Source organism: Halorubrum sp. CBA1229 (assembly GCF_003721435.2).
In the GTDB taxonomy this organism is placed as follows: Archaea; Halobacteriota; Halobacteria; order Halobacteriales; family Haloferacaceae; genus Halorubrum.
In genome coordinates, this window is record NZ_CP054585.1 from 1,642,695 (window position 1) to 1,664,158 (window position 21,464).

Genomic DNA, 21,464 nt, shown 5'->3' on the forward strand with positions numbered 1-21,464 from the left:
CCCACGATGACTGATTCAACAGACGACATCGCAGCAAAGTACGGTAACCAAGACAGTACTGCGGGGGAAGCCGAAGAGGAAGAGATGGCAGATCCTGTTCTCGGCGATGACAGCCTCGGCCACGTTGCCCTCAAAGACTCACAGTTGTTCGTCGGGCGGAGCGAAATGCAGATTATCGCCTACATCGACCAGCACGAACGCGATGGTCTCCGCGTCGGCAACTACGTCTGTATCCCCTACCCTGACGCGACAACCGAGCCGAACGAAGACGAAGTCCTTCTCGCCGCGATTGACCGCCTCGAATACCGACCGATAACCGAGGTCAACGACTGGGTCGATGGGGGTGGTTACAGCGATTTCGGCGAGCAAAACCTAGCCTACGTCTCTCATCTCGACCCGATCGCTATCGTCAAACACGACCGCCTCAAAGACACCCTGACCAGACAGACGGTAGATCGCCCTCCAAAGCCCGGTGAGGACGTTCATCTCATCGAAGACGAGGAAATCCTCCGGGTCGGCCTCAACATCCCGAGTGACGGCATCTACATCGGCGATATGGCCGTCAGCGGCGACTTCATCCCCAACGACGAGAACCCGCTCACATACCTTCTATCAAACCCGAACTCAACAGACGGAACCGCTGACGAAGGCGAACCCGCGATCTTCCGCCACTTACTCGTCGCGGGCAGCACCGGAAAGGGGAAGACACATTTCTCGAAGAATATCCTCCGGCAGTGCGCCGTCTCGAAACAATACCCAATCGAAGTTCCGCCCGAGGAGCAGGAAGCGTTCGGCATTGACGATGACATCCGTCACCGCTATCTAAATCTGTTCGTCATCGACCCCGAAGACGAATACGTCGAAATGCGTGATGACAACCCGGGACTTTCTCCAGAAAAGGCCCGAGAACTTGAGGACAAAGGCGTTGCCGTCGGCGGTCTGGACGACGATCTCCAAGTCTTCGCACCAGTCACAGCGAATAGCCAGCCGACACTCGATGACATCCGCACCTTCGGTATCCCGTTCTCTGTCGTCGAAAACCGGCCCCAACTCCTGCTATCGTCACGACCGAAAGACCCGACGTTCAACGCGATTCGGAACGTCCTCAACGCGTACTTTGGCCGATTCGACGACGACAGTAACGATGAACCGACGTACAACGACTTTGAGACCTGGCTCGAACTGAATGGCGACCAGATCGTCAATAACGACAACATTCTCGCCGCAGTCGAACGCCGCGTCACTGGCCCTATCTACGACCGTGTCTTCGACCACGGGAGCACCAGCCTCGACGAATACACGAACGACATGTTCAATCGCGGCCAAGTAACCGTTGTCCCGACCGGCCACCTTCGCGGTGAAACCGAGAAGTTGGTTCTCCTGGCCTTGATGACCCACATCGTTGAGAACAAAATCGACACCGGTGTCGAACATCCACAAATCAAAGGCACCCCAATGCTCCTCTGCGTCGACGAGGCTCACGAATACCTCTCGAGCACAGATCGTCCCCGGGAGCAATATCTCGTCCAGAATTTCCGCCAAGCGGCCAAGCGTGGCCGGAAAGATAAATTCGGTCTCTACATGGTCACGCAGAATCCGCAAGATATCGACGATGAAATTCTCAAGCAGACGAACACACGTATCTATCTCGGTCTCCAACCTGAGATCGTCGAACGTATCCGCATTCCTTCTGACTACGACGATCGGATTGTCACTTTCGACAAGGGTCAAGCAGTTGTGGACGCGCCAGATGTTCGCCCAGTCGAAGTCCAAGGACTTGACGTGTGTGTGACCAACCACTCAAACTGAACTCGCGATACCATACCTTGATGAATCCGGTGTGTTGCTTGTTCTAAGTTGTATTACGGAGGTCAGCAAAGCATTCGTTAATGTTCTCAATCTTGGGCTTTGGTGAATCGCCGGAAGGCGTTTGATTTCACGGTTTCACAGCTCGCTTGATGCTGTAGACCGCACACATCAGAACGATCTCACGAAATTCGCGGTACCACGCTCGGGCACGCACCGCGTGGCCGAGCGTGCGCTTGATCGTTGAGAAGACGGTCTCAGACAACGCTCTCTGGTTGTGTAGAGACCCGTCGATTCGCGCGTTATGCGCGCAATCGACGGGTCGGAACTCACGATGCTTGATCAACGGTCTCACACCCTCTTCGCGCAATTTCTCGCGTAATCGCTGCCAATCGTAGCCTTTGTCGGCGGCGAGGCTGGCAATCTCGCCCGCGTTGCGGAGGGCGAGTTGCCAGCCGATCTGTGTGTCGTGACGTTTCTCGGTCGTACAGCGAACGTCGAGTACAGCTTGCGTTTTTGTATCGACGAGCGCGGTCGTTTTCAGCGTTTGAACGCGATAGTTCGTCCGACGACAGTAGTGCTTGCTAGCGGTTTCACGGTCGAAGAATGTCGCGTCCATCGCGGCGTGATCGGCGGTGTCGTGCAGCTGCGCCGAGAGGCGCAGCAGCACTCGCCAGACTTTCATCTCGAACCTATCAAACGCCTTTACTAGCGTCGAGTGATCAGGGAGATCGCCCTCTTCGAGGCCGATCTCGGCCAAAATTTGTGGCATCTCGCTCAGGAGATCAAGCGCCTCGCGGTAGGATTTCTCTAGGTAAATCCGGAGACAGTGGAGCGAAACAACGGCGTAGTCGGCGAAGCCCCCACCCCCTTCGGGGGCGGCGGCTTCGCCTCGGCCACCAACAGCATTTTTAGCTAACGTGACCGCCTTGCTTGTGAAGCGGGAGATCTTCGACATAGGCATCGCCGATTTCCCGCTTCACTTCCTTTGATTTGACGACCTATCCTGTCGTCTTACAGCGATTCACCAGAGCCCGGAGATGGTTAGGTTACACTCCTCGGCAGCGCGAGTGAGCTTGGTCTTCGAGTCCGATTCGATACGAGCGGCAACCGATTCAGTGGAGCTTGTCACATCAGGGGGCAGACCGAACTTGCTGATATAGGTTAGTCAGAATTGGTGGTTGGACTGCCTATATTCACCAACTCCTGTCAGGAGTACAGTCTATTCTGGCACATATCTGATCGAATCAGATATTATATCGCCAATTACAGTTCTGTATTTGTGTCTTGATACCAACTACAGAGACGAGATCCTAGGTTATCTACCAACTTCCGTTTACGAGTGATCCATTTTGTCAAATCGCCATACTGAACGGTGATGTTGGCATTTCAAATCCCAGTGAGAGAGATTCGGTTACTCGTGAGAAAAGTGTCAATATCCGGGAGTTCGTGGCGAAAAATCCTCGCGCGACATTAATAGGTAAATTCGATCAGTTCGTTCTGGACTACCACAAGCTTAGAGGTATACGGTTCTGTCGAAATACTTACCCGGTGATAGTTTGTCGATCCCTTGCTGAATACAGGATGCGGGCTCTGTTGGGTCTTGGTTAGTTGTGAGTGGGCAATGGAGTGCGTCAGAGTGCATTTCGGGAATTGGAAGCCAGCCAACGAGAGGAGGGTAAAACCAGGGCGCTGTTTATTCACCAGGCTCTGCGAGATGAGCCGTTATTCGTCGTCCGCATCTTCGAAGGGTACGTAGGATGACCCATGCTCAACGATCGAAATCGGTAAGGAGTCGTCAGTAACCTCCCCTGAGACTTGCTTTGTGAAGAGCACTGCTTCGATGCGATCGTCGATACCGCCATCCCGATACGGCTTCTTGAGTAGGTACTTATTGGCGCTGTTTGAGCACAAGTAGACGTATTCGAGCAGCTCACGAATACCCGATTTAAGATAGCTCTTGTTGTCGGAGTATTTCACCTCCCCAAGGAGAACTTTCTTTAGCGATCCGGTGTCTCGGTCGAGTTTATAGAGGATAATGTCTGGAATCCCCGCCCAGATATTGGAATCCGGGGAAATATCGAATGCTGTGTCTGCATAGGACGCAGCATGCGCTTCGGCTGCGAACATTCGGGGGAGATATCCTTCCGGATCACCAAGAGCGGTCTCAACTTCAGTCTCGACTGTAGACAGGGGGACTGCAAAGTCAAGCGGTCCCTCCGTTCGATTCGTCCGATAGAGCTCGTACGTCGATTCGGTGTTTTGCCATTCCGCAATCAAATCGTTGCTGTCGGTGACTGGCTTGAGCCGTGCATCCCCGAACGCCTCAATAAGCGAGAACATCCAGTAGAGTTCAAAGAGATCACTACCAGTCTCCGAGTCGGGCCGAATATAGGTATCCCTAAGTACTTCTCGGGCTTCCGATTCGGAGAAATCTTGACTGTCGATAACGCGATGATAGCGTTCTAGGAGGTGGGCTGCTTCCCGATAGATGGGCTTTCGCGTTCGTTTGACGGACCGGATCTCCCGCAGCGATATCGACCCCATGATACCGGGTTGTTGTTGCTCTCGTCGGTCGAGTGCGCGCATGACCGGGTTCTGTATCAGTGTCCGGTCGAGGATGGGCTTCAGTGGCTCACCATCGTCGGCTTGTAACCACGGGTTCAGCCACTGGAAGCCGTCTGGGTCATCGACTGCGGCCGCGAGTTCGTTTTCAAAGATCGACTGCAGAGTGATCAACAGTTCACGAAGGACACGGTTCCCAGTAATCAGTAGCTCATCCTCGTCACGACGGGTCACATACGCGGTCCGATTGAGGTACCCCTGCTTCCGATACAGTTCCGTCGTCGCTTGCCAGTCGACAGGGCCATCGATACCGCCATGGGAAACCTGCCGTTCAGTATGAATATCCGTATCAAGCCGGCGGACCCGATCCGCTAACGTCCTCATAAACGGGATTACGCGTGGATTGTCTTCGTCGAAGCTGGACTGGTTGAGTCCGCTCAACAGAAAGTGAACCCGGAGTACTTCGTCCAAATCATCGACGTTGAGCGACGGCTGAGGGGTGGGTCTCCCATCAGTCAGCGAACTTGGGCCGGGTATGCTGATCCCTTTTCCGAGGTACGTATGGAAGCTCTCGGCGACATCAGCCACGAGTTCGTTGCGAAACGTTGCCTCAGTATTCGACGGCATGCTTACGCCTGCGTGTTGTGGAGATCGCCACGATTGATCCCCAAGTAGTCTTCTGAAAAAGTGATGATCTCTTCGTCCTTGAGCTGAAGATCCGCTTCTGGGTCAAGCAATGCGTCAATCGCATTTTCTTGGGTCTGGCGCGGCAGATCCTCGAGCTGAGGTATGACGTACATCTTCGTGGGACGGGTCAAATCTACACCCTCACCACAAAACGTGCGAGCGACTTTCTCGATGACGGCCGGCCCCAACGCTCGATGGGGTTGCAGTTGTGACCAGTATTGTTTGAGTTGCTCAACCCCCTCGTCTGATAGAGTACCAGCTAGGTCGTCCGAGGATATATCATGATGGGACGCTGGCTCGGTCTCTGATTCCGTACTGTCCGGACTCGTCTCTCCAGCTGTGTCTTCGGCACCGGTGTCCTCGCCGTCAGTGTCCGCGTCGATCGCGATTTTCCACCGAGTCAGATATTCCTCGATAGCGTCGGTGGTGATGTCTGTCTCGCTTGGTGCACCAACGTGGATGAAGGCAAACCGACGAATAAATGCGTAACTTAGATCGAAAAGCGACATCTTGTCATGGGTGTTCATCGTCGCAATAAGTCGCCACGTATCGGGGACGCAATACCGGTGGGCAGCAACTGACTCACCCGATACATCCGCCTTGGTTACTAACTCAATCTCGTTGCCGTCGTCGTCTTTGAACGACGTAGTGACGCTATCGTCAGCCAGCGCCGAGAATAGTGAGCCGAAGGCTTTGTCGACGTTGGCCCGGTTCAGTTCATCGACGATCAGCCACTCGTTGGTCGGATTCCCGTTATCGTCTTGGAACCGATCGAGGAAGACACCCGGCGAGAAATTCAGCCCGGACTGACCTTCAGGTTGATACCCACCAATCGTGTCGAACGACGACCAGTCAGCGGTTGCCGTCACCATGGTCACAGATGAATCGGTGAGCTTGGCAGCCACCTGCTTTGCCAGCTCACTCTTCCCCGTTCCAGGCGGCCCAACCAATACAATATGTTGACCGCCAGTCAGCGCTTGGACCATTTGGCCGATGATCTCTGTAAGGACACCTCCTGGGTAATAGAGATCCTCAATCTCGTCTGGTGTCGGGGGATTCTCGAATTCGTACTCCGGGACTGCCTCAGCGTATGTGTAATCGGCGTCAACAGAGCTGAGTATCGTCTGTGCGGCGTCTCCTCCGAGTTCGCCAATCGTGACTTCTGTAAGGCCGGTCGCTGAGAATGGGTAGCTGTCGGGACGGGTTATTGAATCGGAGCGCAAAAGTTCGCCGATGACTCCCTGAATACCGACGGGGTCGTCAAACCGAACGACGTTGACGGGAACGCGCCGATATCGTGTGCCGTTCTGCGTGGTTTCGGTCGCTGCTTCTGATTGGCGTGAATACCCACGGAACTCGTCGTCGACGAGGTGGATAAATAGCGCATTTGAGGATAGCTTCCGTAGCGAAATGTCGTGTCGGTTGTCTTCCGGAATGAGGATATGACTCTCGTGGAAATTTCCGATATCTTGGGCTACGAGATATACTTCGGGAGGATTGTCTTGGTCGAAAACGTCGACAATATCGGTCTGGTCCGGTGGAGCTTGGAACTGGGCTCGTTCAGATCTTCCTTCGATGAAATCGCGGCCGTCCTCACTGAGCGAATACGTACCCTCTTCAAGTTCTACGTATCCAATAGAGCGGAGATAATTCAGCCGGCGCGTCACCTGCTCCGATGTTTCCCAGCCAACACCGATACTTTCCGAGAGGTGTTCATTTAGTTCCTTAGCGTTCGCCTCATGTCGGAATAGCTCTTCGAGGATCTCGCGAAAGCCAACAATCTCACTGTCGAAAGTTCCGAAATGTGTCTCCGCATCTGCCCCTTCAGCAAGCCATTTGCCCCCCTCGAGTCCGGGACTAAGCCGCTCCCCGGTTTTGGCCAACATATTGATCCCGACGAGGAAACGAATGACGCGATCGGCTCGAGTGTCACCTTCGAGGGAGAATTCATCCTCGATCCAGTCGGCAAGTTCCTTGACGAGTGGCGATTCCGAGTCGACATACCTGAGAATCTTTTCAATCGACTCAGTTTGGCTATCGACGCCACCCGGAATTCGTTCGACGCTTTTTCGTGGAGACATTACTGGAGCGTCACTCAGTTACCCACGACAGATTCTCGGACGCCGTTTCCGGCGTGACGAACACAAATTCATACGGGTCATCGTGGTCGTCAGTCCGATGTGTGATACTATCGTAATCGGACTGTGCGTCATCCGTAAGACCAGTACAGATCAGGATCGTCTTCCCATATTCCCCCTCCCCGGATCGCTTGAAGTGGTCTTGATACATCATCATCTCGTAGATGTCTTCGGGCCGAGCCTGGCCATACACGATCTTATAGAGGTTAGTCGGACCATCCGCTTGATCGTGGATGATATCGATCTCGCCACCATCAAGCTCGGTTTCCGAACGGAGGCTATCTCCTGTCTTTGTGGATGCTTCTAGATTTTCAACGAGTGCTTCAATCCCTGTCTGGTCAGATTCGTCATCATCGTCGTCAGTCTCGTCGTCGTCATCCGTGCCGTCACCGTCGTCACCGCCGGATTCATCATCGCCATCGGTTGTGTCGTCGCCGTTGTCGTCACCCGTATTGTCATCATCATCGTCATCCGTATCACCGTCGCCACCACTAACAGTGCCGCCGTCGTCATCGTCTGTCTCGTCATCGTCCCCAACCGTGGTATTGCCATTACTGCCCGTGTCGTCGCCACCATCACCTGTGCCAGTGTCATCATCGCCACCGTTCGTGTCGTTAGTGTCACCACCATCGCCACTGCTTGGATCGTCGTCATCGTCGTCCCGATCACTCTCGTATTGCGTTCGCTGTGGCTTTCGAGAGTCGTTATTGAGCCAGTCCCTCAATTTCTGCCACAGAGACGATGTCTTATCGATCCCTGTCTTCTCGTTATTCGTCGGCACCTCATGCTCTTCCAAGGCAGGTTCGATGCGGATGGCCCCGTTGAATCGGTTTAGTGTCTGGTGTCGGCTGATGTCAAACGGCCATTCATTCGTGTCTAACACCCGGCCGTTTGCATACACGTCAACCCCCGCATCGTTTGTCGAAATCCGATAGCGATAACGGAAGTTATCGCTTCCGTCCGTCGTCACTGTGAAGTTGCGGTCATCGGCATCGACCGCCTCACCCATTGCCTTGAGATCAATATTCCCATACTCATAGGAGACGTTGTACGTGACTCCGAGATCGTCCGTAATCGTCGTCGTATCGTAGCCGTATTTCGTGTCTTCGGGGATTTCTAAGTCAGCAACTGCGTCTTCGAATTCCTCGAACGTATCGTAGTCGGCCATATCCGAGGGGGCAGACTCGGCTGCGTCTATGAACGAAATGTCGACGGGCGGCACTTCGATCGTATCCTCGGAGGTAACCTCTTCGTCCCCGTCGATATCTCGGTAGGTGATCGTAATGGAGTTGTCCGCATGTGCACCCAACAGCCGCCGGAAACGGATTCCGAGCACCAGCGCAACGTAGCTGGCTTTCATCGACATATTCGATGACATTCGGGCAACATCGTCATCGAAATCCGACCGTGCGGCGGTCAAATGCACGCGAGTCCCGGAAGAATCTGCTGAGAGTTCCGAAGTGCCTTCCGCCCAGAGCTCTTCATCCTCCGAGTTATAGACCGACATCTCATTGCTAATCGGCCCATCAACCCGCTGAATCGGTGCGTCAGCATCGGTTCGGGAGAGCAGATGGAACGCGTTTGTCGAGAAATTCGCTCCCGGGGCCATCCGGAGCGAGTTTTCACACCAGGCAATACTGGCTTTGAGCCCCGCACCCATATTGTTGAGAATGCCGTCTGATGCATCCTCATTCGCAGTCTGGAAAATGATATCCCGAATCGTATCCCGACCCATTCCCGGGCCTTCATCACCCACAATCGCGCGGACGGTATTCGGCCGGCGTTCTAAATCGATCTGGATCTTGACGGGTTCTGGATCTCTGAAGTACTGCTCGGATTTTACAGTTGCTGAGACCGAGTTATCGATCGGCTCTTGGAGCATCTCCAAGTACTCATCGTGCTGTTTTGCGAGAAAACTGGAGAGTTGCGCGAAATTGGAGGTTTGCTCAATCTCCTCAAGGTCTTGCGTTACCATGTATACAAATCTGCGGTTAGTGGTCACCCACTACCCAACACCATAATAGTATTTCGGAGACCATTTGGCGTCATCGAGCGATTTGAACGCATTTGCAGGGGTCCCCTCCGCTATACCATATCATTCGAATCGGACTGCTTTAGTAGAAATCCACCTGACAGGCTAACTTCATATGTGATAAGAGTCTCGCCCGTGCTCGAGATATCGACATCGACGGTCCGTCTCGAACCGTATATCCTGCTTACGAAAGATGATGTTCCCGAAGAAGTGGGACTTCTCTTCAGGGAGATACAGGAGGTCCTCGAACAAATCTGTGAGCTGGGGCTCTGTCCACGAATAGCTACGCTGGTAACTCGAAATATCGAACAACCCGTCTGTCAACAGGGAGTCAAGATGGATCGGGTCGGTTTCCATGATGGTACGAAGGTGTACAGTCGATATAAACTGGGATTGTCATGTCTCGGATGTATTGGAGCAATTTTTAATCAGGAATTTTAGCAGAGCCGATCGTTCAAAGTGATGACTGGGAGAGGGGGGTGCGTCCGACAAAACGATCGCATGTAGGATACTCACGTAGTGCGTCTATTACACTGATGATATTGTTTATATACCAACTTTAATTGCTACGCAGAGATCTGTCTTCTGTAACTTCGATCCAAAGAAATACGGCTGCTACTCCAAGGATGAGCCCTGATATTATGTTGAGAACTCCTGTCGGAAGTATCTCCAGAACCGGCTGAATGCTGAGCCCGTCTGACGCCATTTCGGCAGACAAATCGAGTTACCGGCTATGGAAAGAGCCTCGCCCAGAACTGGATCAAAACTACCAGCGAACGCAAAGACCCCTGCCAGAATTGCAGTAAAAGGATCGATCCCTGCAGCTCCCAACCCTAGTAGAACTGCGAATTCACCGGATCCGCTGGCGACTGCCTGCTCTCGAGTCACCATATCTCACATTACAAGGTTATAGCAAATAAAACCCAAAACGGATCGATGAGCATCCGTTAAGATTCACGCCGACCTCCACTCGATTCTACGAATCTAGCTGAACTGTCTCATGTCGATCCGGCACGATGTTGACGAGCGGTTTGAGACTTGTTGTCGGACGCATCCCCCTCCCCCAGGAAGACTAATTCAGAGCCGATGAATATGATCGTTGTTCCAGCTGCAGAAACAGTCATAGGATCGTCTGTGTCTCGTTGTTACGGGCCTCAACTCACCGTCTAGTATCTCGATGATTTGCTGGACGCACCCCCCTCTGTCCCTGTCCTCTACCTGAGGAACAGTGGAATAGCAAGGGAACCAACACCGATATTCTAGACGCTATCCCGTCTGCTAGTCAGGAAGACATGTAGGACACGGGGGTTTTATACGTAATACCTGAAAACGGGAGCGTATGAAGGCGTTCGGCGACGAGGACACGATCTTCGAGGATATGGACGTCCTCAACCCTAACGAGCAGACGTATCAGCCCGAGTCGCTGCCGGAGCGCGAGGTCGAACTCGATCAGATCCACTCCGCACTCCGTCCAGCGACGATGGGCTCGACGCCGCTCAACCTGATCGTATACGGTCAATCCGGGCAGGGGAAGACCGTCGGAATCCGCCTCAAGACCGACCAGCTTCAGGAGTACGCCGATGACTCCGAGATGGACCTCACCGTGGTTCACATCCGTTGTAAGGGCATGGACGGGTCCTATCACGTCCTGACGCATCTCGTCAAGCGACTCCGTGAGAAGCGATTCGGCCCCGGTGAGGAGCTCCCGAGCGGTCACCAGCGGAAGACCCTCCTCAACATGGTGATCGAGAACTTGGAGGAGATCGGCGGGACGGTCATCGTCGTCCTCGACGAGATCGATGCCATCGGCGACGACGACTACATCCTCTACGAACTCCCGCGGTCGAATCCGGACGGGGTCCGTCTCTCGCTCATCGGAATCACGAACGACCTCCAGTTCCGTGAGAACCTCGACGCCGACGTCCGGTCGAGCCTTGGCGAGGATGAGGTTCGCTTCGAACCCTATGACGCCGATCAGCTCCGCAACATCCTCGCACGGCGTGCCGTCGGTGCCCTCCGTGACACGTATTTCGAGGACGATATCGAGGACTACCAGCATCTCCGAAGCGAGATTCTAAGCGACGACACGATCCCGCTTGCTGCGGCGTTAGGCGCACAGGACACGGGAGACGCTCGCGAAGCGATCCGGCTGCTGTTCCGTGCGACCAGATTCGCCGACGATAGAGGTGAGACGATCGTCACAGAAGAGCACGTGCGCGAGGCACGTGACTTCCTCGAGACGAAGGCTATCGAGTCGGGGATTCAGACACTCCCGAATCAACGAATGCTCGCGCTCATGGCGGTCACGTATCACGGGATTCACGGCGATACCCCCGTGACGACAACACCGATCTACACCCAGTACAAGACCTTCTGCGAGTACGCAGAGGTGAACGCCCTCTCGAACCGGCGATTCCGTGACCGACTCAACGATCTCGCCGATACGAACGTGCTCAATAAGCGGCAGGGCCGGGGTCGTGGAGACGAAAACCAGTATTCGCTGGCGGTCGATCTCGATACGGCGCTCGAGAATCTCCCGAAGGAATCGGAGCGTCTGGGGGATGTCGCAACGGTTCTTCGAGAACAGGGTGGTGTTGCGGGCAACTAACCCCGAATGCCGTCTTCCTATGGTAACCTGTTGTTCGCTTAGAAATAACAGAGAGCTACCATAGACTTATTTCGATGCTTTACCACAATCCAACAATCAAATGAGCGAGGACGACCTGTTTACCACCTTGGATATCCCTCGGGTTATCGATACTTCTGACGTAGATTTTGTTGAAGCCTTCTATAATCCACTCCTTTCTCGCTCTGTTGAATATAAACGCGGTGTTGGATATTTCACCACCAACTGGCTTCGTTCCGCATCACGCGGGATCGCTGAACTCGCAGATAATGGTGGAACAGCGAAATGGATTATGAGTCCCATGCTGGAAAAAGACGACTGGGACGCGATTAAGCGGGGCGAAGCTGCGAAGAAGGATGAAATCCTCCGAAGCGAATTGAAGGATGAGATTCGGGACCTCCAATATGATCTCGAATATCAAACTCGGAACGCAATTGCATGGATGATCGCAGATGGACTTCTGGAAATCCGATTTGCGATCCCAGAGCAAAAACTCCACGGAGATTTCCATGACAAATTCGGTATATTTCGCGATCCAGATGGAAACAAAGTGGCATTTCACGGATCAAAAAATGACAGTGCTCATGCTTTTGAGAACTATGAGGCATATAGTATAGATTGTGACTGGCTGAGTGAGCGTGACGCAGAAGGTGTTTCTCTGCAAGAGAAGCGCTTTGATGAGATTTGGGAGGGACAAAAAGCGAATCTTAACGTAATTCCTCTACCTGAGGGCATAGAACAAGATATCGCAGACCTTCGCGATCGCGACCATAGACCGTACGAGAATCCAGAAGAGGGAGGAGATAACATCACCCTCCGTCCCTACCAACGAGAAGCAGTTGACAGCTGGTTTGCTAATCAAAACCGAGGTCTGTTCCGGATGGCTACGGGTACTGGGAAGACTTTCACTGCCCTGGGAGCGATGGACGAATTTATTGAACAAACAGTAAAGCCGATGCTCGTGGTTATTGCAGTTCCGTATACCCACCTTGCTAATCAGTGGAAGGAAGAGTTAGAGAAATTTGGTTACAGCAATCCGAAATTCCTCTACGGATCGGCAAATACTGAGTGGAAAGCGGATCTATCGCGTCTCCTCTCAGACTTGGCACTCGGGCTCGGCTCTGATCAGCTCGTAATTACAACACACACTACGCTTGCAAGCGAATATTTTCGGGATCAAATACAACGCTCAGGTTGTGAGACACTCTTGATCGCTGATGAGGTCCATGGCCTAGGATCCAGTCACCGTCGTGAAGCGCTCTTGGATGAATATGAATACCGTATTGGTCTGTCTGCAACCCCGGAGCGCCATTATGATGAAGAAGGTTCGGAATATCTTCTCGACTACTTTGGAGACATCGTGTTTGAGTATTCTTTGGGGGAAGCCATTCCGGAATTTCTGACGCCATACGACTACTATCCGATTATTGTTGAGTTGACGGAAGAAGAGATGGAAGACTACAGTTCCCTCTCGAAACGACTCGCAAAGGCATATGCAAGCGACGATGCTGACGAGGAGTTGGTAAATCGGTTGGCGATGAAACGTGCAAACATCATAAAAAGTGCCGAGAATAAATACGTGAGTCTCCGTTCCGTCCTGAAATCAATCGGAGAGCCTGACCACCTCCTCGTTTATACTAACTCGCAGCAGATCGATCATGTTCAGGACATATTGAACGAACTCGGAATCCGCCAGCATAAATTCACTTATCGCGAAGACGATACAGAACGACAGCGTCTCTTGAATTCGTTCGATGAAGGTGATGTTGATGCACTCGTTGCAATGAAGTGCCTCGATGAGGGGGTAGACGTCCCTTCTACCAAACAGGCGATCCTAATGTCGAACACGGGAAATCCAATGCAGTTTATTCAGCGTCGTGGACGAGTGCTTCGAAAATATCCGGGGAAAGAGAAGGCGCTAATCTACGATTTTATTGTAGTCCCAACTATGAATCCAACCCAGCAGATTGCGGACTCTGAGAAGAATATTCTCCGAAAGGAATTGCGTCGGTTCGAAGAATTTGCCGAAAACGCTCGAAACGAACACGCTGCTCGAAACGAGATTGAGGAAATTCGAATGGAATATAGTATTGCTGGAGACGATAAAGAAGAACGCGATCCCAATTAACCATAGTTATAATATTAGCGAGCCAGACATTTAAGTAAACTACTGTACTCTGTACTGTTAGACCTCAATGAATAAATCCGACGTAAACAGTCTCATCTTGGAGCACGTCGACAAGATTGAGACCGATAATAAGCGTCAGTTTATCAACGAAATCCTCACTTTCGAGCGGTCTAAGATGGATAGGGAGCAACCCCATTTTAAAGATGAATACGATGAGCTCATCGAGAAATATATGAGTGATCCGGAATGACGAATTTACAGTTTTTATCGATCACGCTGAATGACTACCGTCAGTACAAGGGTGAACAGAAGATAGATCTTCAAATCCGTAATGATCGTCATATAAATGTCATAGAGGGTCAAAACGGTGCTGGAAAGTCCAACATCCTGAATTCGATCACTCTCTGTTTTTATGGTACTGAGGAACATCTAAAAGACGAGAAGGAGGGTGGATTGGAGACGTTTCCTCTCGTTAACCGAGACCGTCTCGAAGATCTTGATGAAGATGAGACGGCAAAGGGATATGTCGAAATAGAACTTGGAGAAAACGAGCCCGAATACGTTTTTAAACGAGAATTTACCACCGTCAAAACGCCTTCTGGGTTCAATAGCACTATTGGGGATTTACGTCTTCAACGTCGAGTAAACCGAGACTGGAAACCAGTCGATAATCCCCATACCTACCTGAATGAGATATTACCTACTCGTGTACATGAATACTTCCTATTCGACGGAGAACGTCTTCACGAATTCTTCGAGGAAGGTTACCCAGAGAGGGTTCAGACAGCAATACTCGATGTCTCTCACATCGAGCTATTAAACCGATCTCTGGACCATCTCGAGAAGATGGACACAGAAATCGGACGAAAGGCATCCAACTTCGAAGGAGAAGCAAAACGGTTGAAAAATCAGCTTGACGAAAAGAAGCAGGAACGTGAGCAAAAGAAGGAAAGAAAACAAGAGTTAGAAGCAAACATCGCTGAAGCAGAGTCCACAATCACTGGAATAGATAATAAGCTAAGAGACAGTAGTGATGCCGCGGTTCGCGAAAAGCAAGAACGCCGAAAGTATTTGAATGACCGCCTAGACCAACTCGAAGACGAAATTGACGATCTGAAGGAAGAAACGACTGAGGAGATGGTGCAAGCAGCACCCATCATCTACAATCTCAAAGCGTTGGAATATACGCATGAGCAATTCGCGGAATTGGCTCAGACTGGTCAACTTCCACCGAAGATCCAAGACTGGTTCGTACAGGAACTCCTTGAGAAGGGAGAGTGTATCTGCGGTGCCAATCTTGATTCCGATGAAGAAAAGCGACGCCACCTCGCAGAACTTGAACAAGAGATGTCTCTCGTGATGCAAGAGAATCTTGAAGGAAAAGCTGAAATTCCGCGTATTATCGAAGACGGTCAGGACTCTCTTCGTCAAATTATTGAGAATCGTAAAAAGATCTCTGAACGCCAGACTGAAGTTGATAATGTGGATGTCGAACTACGCGACATTTCTAACGAGCTCAAGAACTACGATTTACCTGAGGATGTCGATGTGAGTAGTCTTGAATCTCAACGTAGCGAAATTGAGGATCGAATTACCGAAATGAGCCAAGAGATCGGTCGAGTGGACCAACAGATTGAGACTCTGACCGAAAAGATCGACGAGCTTGATGAAGAGTGGCGTGATGAAGCGGCAAAAGAGGACAAACACCGGAGGCTGATGAGGAAACTGGACTTCGTTGAGGAGGCCAGTGAGGAGATTTCCGAGATTAAGCAGACTATCCTCACACAAATCCGGAAAAATACAGAAGAGAACATGAATCAGTACTTTAATGATCTCATTTGGAAGGATGAGGAGTATACTGTTGAGCTAGGAGAGAACTATACTGTAAGCGTGTATGGAAAACACGGCGACAACAAAATCGGATCCCTGTCAGCCGGTGAGAAACAAGTTCTCGCATTATCGTTCATGTCTGCCTTAACCAAGATTAGTGGATTTAACGCGCCAATAGTAATCGACACTCCTCTTGGAAGGATCTCGAGCAAACCAAAGAAACGTATCGCACAAAATCTCCCAACGTACTTGAAAGATACTCAAATAACGTTCCTCATGACTGACGAGGAATATACCGATGATGTCCGTGCCCGTCTGCAAAACAGCGTTGCTAACGAATATCAGCTTGACTATTCGAATGAAGTTACCGAGGTGAGAGAAGTATGACTGACACTGATCCTGATATTGAGTACGAAGATACAGAAGCAGGGCGCGACGTTATTGTTGACGACCAAGCGCGCGAGTACTACGACACATTAGTTGAAGAGGAAGACTCGCCGTTCTATGGCGTACAACGAATTGATCTGTTCATGTTCGCACTCGGATACGGTAAAAAACGAGCTGGGCAGGTGACGCAAGGTTCCGGTCGTAATGCCCTGTTTAATCGCCCCTCTTTGTCCGAACAACAAGAATGGATTATTAAATCAATCGCGACATACGAAGAGCGAGACCCTCAGGTACTTCGAGACGAGAAGCAAGTGTATCAAATAGCTCAAGAATATGCACGAGGAGGTATCGAAGAGCTACATAATCTATACATTCGACCGGGTGATTCATTCAGTGAACTTACTACAGATCTCGTCCAAATAGGTAAAGTATTTTATGATTTCGAAGAGTAGTAGCAATACTCCACGACAAGAACCGATCTGATATTATATATTCATCAGACTCAACTATTGTTGAATTTCTCTATCGCTCGATCAACGGATCCGAATACTTCCTCAAAATAGGTGGGTGGATACCGTGCGAACGATCGAATATCTGCACTCGTTGTTTGACCTGCAACAGCATTATTAACCCACTCTACCTCATCAAGGAGTGATTGCTCAGAAGGAAGCATATACTCGTTCCAGAGCTTGTCGATTTCTTTTGAACTGAGTCCACTGACGCCCGCCTTTTTTAATGCAGCTTCCCAGTTGACAAAATGATTCTTTACTGTCTGCGAGGTCATGTCCGCATACCTATCGAAATCACTAGTCGTTGGTACAGCGCCAACACGAATCGTAACACGGCGGATCTCCTCCAGCAATTCTTGTCTCATGTATCCCTGAGGAGATTCATTATCAGCAACCGCAGCATCACCATCATAACCCGCATTTTTGAGTGCACTAATCCACGTATCGAACACGTCTCTTACAGTTACTACTGATAGAGTAGACTGTCGCTCAAACTCGTACGGTGTGGGAGGATCTGCTGGGACTGTTCCGATACGCTTCAATTCCTGAACTACCCCTTCCCTATCAGGGTTTGGTGTTTCTGGCTTGTCCTGTTGGCTATCCGTCTCTTGCTCAAATGCTTCTTCAGTGATTCCTGCTAATTCAAAAGCAGTGGATAAATTGCCGAAATTGTCACTAACTGAAATCGCATAAAGATCTGTATTTTTCCAGACATCAATTGGTTCCGGTACCTCACCAACTTCTGCGGCGTATTCACAAAGCTCATCCAAAATATCCACTCTTGATTGGTTCCTTGTTTTCACCTTTTCTGTATCTACTTGAGAGAGATCGGCAGACTCTAATGCCTTTTCCCACGAACCAAATCGACTTTCATACGCGCTGATCGGATACGAGCCATAGTGAGTTACAAATTCTTCAGTTGGAGGTTCTCCAAATATTTCAAATAGTCTGCTGAGATAGTCCTCTAACTCTTCTCGAGTATATTTCGACTCAGCATCACTCGCTGTCTCTTTCGAGTCATCCTGTACTTCTGAGCTAGAGGAAGCTTTCTCCAAAGACGGACTCCACTCAAATTCTTCTTCATTAGAGTCAACGGCCGCATGTTTCTGTGAATCGTCTGCTTCGTTTTGGTCCAGCTCTTCATTCTCTGTTGCTTGAGACTCTATTTCCCGGCTTTTTTCGTCCAAATGCTCTTTCGCAGTACTCCACTGTCCAAAGTACCGTGCATACATACTGCTACTATAACGGCCCATGGAGTTCATTTCAGTTGCCGTCGGCTTCCGACCCAACTCTACCGTCACTTGTTGAAGCTCTCTAAGGAGTTCTTTTTCTTTGTTTATTCCTGCCGCTTCTAGTGCATCATCCCAGGACCCAAACTTGGTTCGGTACGCCTCAACAGTATAATTACTTTTCTCTGAGATGTCAGATGGGTACGGTAAGCGGTCCAGAGACGAATCAATTTGACATAGCTCGCTGATTAGTTCATCACGAGATGGTGACTCCGCCGGCTGATTCATATCGGAGGACCCCTCTGTTTCCTTTTTCACTGTCTCTTACCTGTATTTCCAATTAGAAAATTCTTGTCTGTAAGCCACCATAGTGTTTAATCGAGAGACGACACTTTTCCTGAGAGCTAGTTCTATGGGTTGTCTCAACCAGATCCATAGATTAAACCGGGATAAGGGAATCATGTAGTACAAGCCCCAGTATGATGGTTAATACAAAAGTCACGGAGGAACATTCGTTTCATGAGTAGTGATACCTGCGAGTCTGCCGTAGAACTAGAACTGCTGGCCTCTGGGATGGCGAAGCAACATGAGAACTTCCTAGACGCACTACAAGAGCTGATTGACAACTCCGTCGCCGCCTCGATAAATAGTGAATCGTACTTTGACAACCCAGATGAGCAGGTGGAAATTTCAATACACTTTGTTCGTGGAGAAGACACAGTAACCACATATATTTCCGATACGGGACCAGGAATCTCTAGACAAGAATTACAAAATCACGTCTTTAGAACAGGAAATAAAGAGATATCTGAAGGGATACTTAACAACGTTGGATGGGGATTAAAGGCTAGCCTCGCGTGGTTTGAGGAATCACTCAAACAGCGAGATGCTGGTAATGATACCAATTGGTTTTCATTAGTTACTCAGACGAGCCAAAGTGAGTGTATTCGTGTAGACGGGCCTATCACGGGTGATCTACCAATATCGAGTGCAGATGAAAGTGAATGGGAGATTGGCCTCCCTGATACAGTTCCAACATTCAAAGATTCAGACCACGGTACGCATATCCATGCAACCTGTGCTCGCTCACAGTTTGACAACGACGTTTGGCCATCTGCGGATTCTCTCGAGACCAAAATACAGTATGTACGCGAACGTCTAGGTGTTCTGTTTCGTCGGCTATTATCTGTACAAGAAGCCAATCAGATTGTTATTAGCTATCATGATCTACCAAATAATGATAGAGGAACGTTTGAGGTGGTCCCTGTCCGGCCGATCTATTCTGATGAGGACCAAATGAAAGCGCATCAATTTGAGGTTTCGACGGCATTAGGAGACCACTATGAGGTACAGTATGAAGCCGGGACGTTAGATATTGATGCTATGGCCGATAAGGCAAAGGATGAGTATCCGGGTCTACTCACTCAGAGCGGTAAATTTCGATACCGCTATCGACCCAGTCAGAACAGACAGGGGGTCGACATCTATGCAAATGGCCGTGTCTTGATGACATCGGTCTTTGAGGACCTATTCGACCTAACTCGAAATAACCAGTACAACTACTTTGGGGGAACGTTGCGGATTTTCCCGAAGGGCGAAACGACCGAAGTTCCAACTGATAACAAGAAAACAAGGTTGGACACGAACAGTGAGCTATGGCGCGAAATTCAGGGGACTCTATCGCAAGAAGAGCTACTTCCCGATGGAAGAGAGTACGGTAAGCGGGTCTCTACAGGCGGAGCCTCTATCGAGACAAAGGCGGACCAAGCCGAGAGTCAATCCAAGACGTCTGAGTCCCCACCGACATTTGATCCAGACTCCGGCATTTTCGGTCTTCACCACGGTGACGCTAGATCGATTGTCCCGGCGATCAAAGATCACACTGCTGACTCCGCTGATGAAGAAGGAGGCATTATCGATGCCACAGTTACATCACCTCCGTACTACGATCTCAAAGAATACGGGTCCCGAGACCAGGACGAGATCGGTCAGCACGGCACATACGTTGAATATCTTGAAGAGCTACGAGACCTCTTCTCAGAAGTTTATGAACTTACTGACGACGATGGATCGCTCTGGATAGTTGTCAACACCTTCAGACGAAACAGAGAAATCGTGCAACTTCCGTTTGACCTCGCTCGGGTATGCCAAAACCTTGATCAGGGACTTGAGTGCTCTAACTGTGGAAATACAATTCTAAGAGGAGTTGACGAACTCGATTCTCGTAAGACGACGTGTCCGAATTGTGGTCACACGACCACAAACGACGACTCGTGGATCCTACAAGACATCGTCGTCTGGAATAAGAATCGAGCCCTTCCTTACACCAAAGAAGGCAGATTGAGAAACGTATTTGAGTACATACTTTGTTTCAGCAAAACCCCTGAGTTTGAGCTCAAAATGGATCGGATTCGTGAATCCGATCCTAATGGGTTTCAACAGTGGTGGGCCGACTTCCCAGAACGGTACCATCCACTTGGAAAGCTTCCAGAGAACATTTGGGAATTTGAGCCACCAACACGCGGTTCGTTTACTGGTGAGGCGGATGTATTTGATCATCCAGCGGCCTTCCCGCCAGACCTAGTAGAAAGAATTCTCACACTCTCAACTGATGATAACGACGTCGTGCTTGATCCATTCGCCGGTTCGGGTGTAGTTGTGGGCCAAGCAGAATTGATGAATAGAAAAGCGATCGGCGCCGAGCTCAACAACAAGTATTGTGACGCGTATCCTGATCTAAAACAATATCTACAGGACCACGATGAAGGGCAGGAACAGGTCGCATCTCAGGAAGATCTTGATCGAATTATATGCGGATTGCGTCAAATCAAATATGCACGTGAGCTACTACGAACAGTAGCTGGTGAGGTTGGATTGTCTAGTCCGTCTCAATTAGAAATCCATACCGTATTCCTCGTGAGCCGAGAACTCGGCCATCAATCGGTAGGAGAAGACATCCACGGTCAGGTAGATGTCGTTCTACTCGTAGATAATGAAACAACTGCACGAGACGCATTAGATTACGTCGAAAAAGCAGAGGAAGCGACTACTATACAGCCCTGCTCTGGATTTGGAATTCACGCTCGTCCGCTCGTTTTGACCACTGAGGAATTCATTTCGGAAATCTCTGAGGGGACCTACGATCACCTTCCTGAGGACCTCTATGTGTATGAGAACGGTCGTCACTACGTTTACTCGGAAGGTGTATCGTACGAAGAGTGGAGAAAAATGAATGATGGGTCCGAATTATGGACCAAGAAATATTCAGATGATGACACCCCACCAATTGTGAGCAATATCGGTATTGAGGTAAATCACCCAAAACACTCGATGGAAACAATCTCTCGGGAACTGTCTGGTAATCACGAGTTCATATTGAACTTGCCTTCTGGTGACAAACAGCAGTCAATCATCGACTCAAACTAACTGTATAAGCCCGTAACTGTCGTTCTCTGTTTTCTTCTCCCGTGAACTTGGACCCTCGCCTAACGGTTAGCTCTATGCTTGTCTGGTAAATCTGATCTACA

The 21,464-nt window shown here is 50.3% G+C and carries 12 protein-coding genes; 6 read left to right on the plus strand and 6 right to left on the minus strand.

What is annotated here, in order from left to right; genetic code table 11:
* Positions 1 to 6: 6 nt before the first annotated feature.
* Positions 7 to 1,809: an ATP-binding protein gene (locus Hrr1229_RS08165; protein ID WP_123113357.1), complete on the plus strand. Its 1,803-nt coding sequence runs from the start codon at positions 7 to 9 to the stop codon at positions 1,807 to 1,809.
* A gap of 127 nt (positions 1,810 to 1,936) precedes the next feature.
* On the opposite strand, the gene Hrr1229_RS08170 is transcribed toward Hrr1229_RS08165, so the two are convergent.
* The 5 genes from Hrr1229_RS08170 to Hrr1229_RS08190 form a co-directional block, all read right to left on the minus strand.
* Positions 1,937 to 2,764 (minus strand): IS5 family transposase, encoded by an 828-nt coding sequence (locus tag Hrr1229_RS08170; RefSeq protein WP_123114882.1) that lies wholly within the window; start codon positions 2,762 to 2,764, stop codon positions 1,937 to 1,939.
* 767 nt (positions 2,765 to 3,531) lie between these two features.
* A complete protein-coding gene (locus Hrr1229_RS08175; protein WP_123113356.1) occupies positions 3,532 to 4,998 on the minus strand; it encodes a hypothetical protein in 1,467 nt (488 codons plus the stop codon).
* A gap of 2 nt (positions 4,999 to 5,000) precedes the next feature.
* Positions 5,001 to 7,139, minus strand: coding sequence for an AAA family ATPase (locus Hrr1229_RS08180; RefSeq protein ID WP_123113355.1), 2,139 nt, complete (start codon positions 7,137 to 7,139; stop codon positions 5,001 to 5,003).
* Between the two features lie 10 nt (positions 7,140 to 7,149).
* Positions 7,150 to 9,171: a hypothetical protein gene (locus tag Hrr1229_RS08185; RefSeq protein ID WP_123113354.1), complete on the minus strand. Its 2,022-nt coding sequence runs from the start codon at positions 9,169 to 9,171 to the stop codon at positions 7,150 to 7,152.
* Between the two features lie 168 nt (positions 9,172 to 9,339).
* Positions 9,340 to 9,585: a DUF262 domain-containing protein gene (locus Hrr1229_RS08190; RefSeq protein WP_255212471.1), complete on the minus strand. Its 246-nt coding sequence runs from the start codon at positions 9,583 to 9,585 to the stop codon at positions 9,340 to 9,342.
* Between the two features lie 982 nt (positions 9,586 to 10,567).
* Here Hrr1229_RS08190 and Hrr1229_RS08195 point away from each other — a divergent pair.
* The 4 genes from Hrr1229_RS08195 (at position 10,568) to Hrr1229_RS08210 (ending at position 16,651) form a co-directional block, all read left to right on the plus strand.
* Positions 10,568 to 11,836, plus strand: coding sequence for an AAA family ATPase (locus tag Hrr1229_RS08195; protein ID WP_123113353.1), 1,269 nt, complete (start codon positions 10,568 to 10,570; stop codon positions 11,834 to 11,836).
* Between the two features lie 100 nt (positions 11,837 to 11,936).
* Entirely contained in the window at positions 11,937 to 13,982 is a 2,046-nt protein-coding gene (locus tag Hrr1229_RS08200; protein ID WP_123113352.1) for a DEAD/DEAH box helicase family protein, read from the plus strand.
* 246 nt (positions 13,983 to 14,228) lie between these two features.
* Positions 14,229 to 16,199, plus strand: a complete 1,971-nt coding sequence (locus Hrr1229_RS18160; RefSeq protein WP_176329383.1) for an AAA family ATPase — start codon at positions 14,229 to 14,231, stop codon at positions 16,197 to 16,199.
* Positions 16,196 to 16,651 (plus strand): hypothetical protein, encoded by a 456-nt coding sequence (locus tag Hrr1229_RS08210; RefSeq protein ID WP_123113348.1) that lies wholly within the window; start codon positions 16,196 to 16,198, stop codon positions 16,649 to 16,651. Before Hrr1229_RS18160 ends, Hrr1229_RS08210 begins: the two co-directional genes overlap by 4 nt.
* Before the next feature lie 50 nt (positions 16,652 to 16,701).
* Here Hrr1229_RS08210 and Hrr1229_RS08215 read toward each other — a convergent pair whose 3' ends face one another.
* A complete protein-coding gene (locus tag Hrr1229_RS08215) occupies positions 16,702 to 18,225 on the minus strand; it encodes a hypothetical protein (RefSeq protein ID WP_148041754.1) in 1,524 nt (507 codons plus the stop codon).
* A 231-nt stretch (positions 18,226 to 18,456) separates the two neighbouring features.
* Here Hrr1229_RS08215 and Hrr1229_RS08220 point away from each other — a divergent pair, with 231 nt between their 5' ends.
* Positions 18,457 to 21,363 (plus strand): DNA methyltransferase, encoded by a 2,907-nt coding sequence (locus Hrr1229_RS08220; RefSeq protein ID WP_123113347.1) that lies wholly within the window; start codon positions 18,457 to 18,459, stop codon positions 21,361 to 21,363.
* Positions 21,364 to 21,464: the final 101 nt, after the last annotated feature.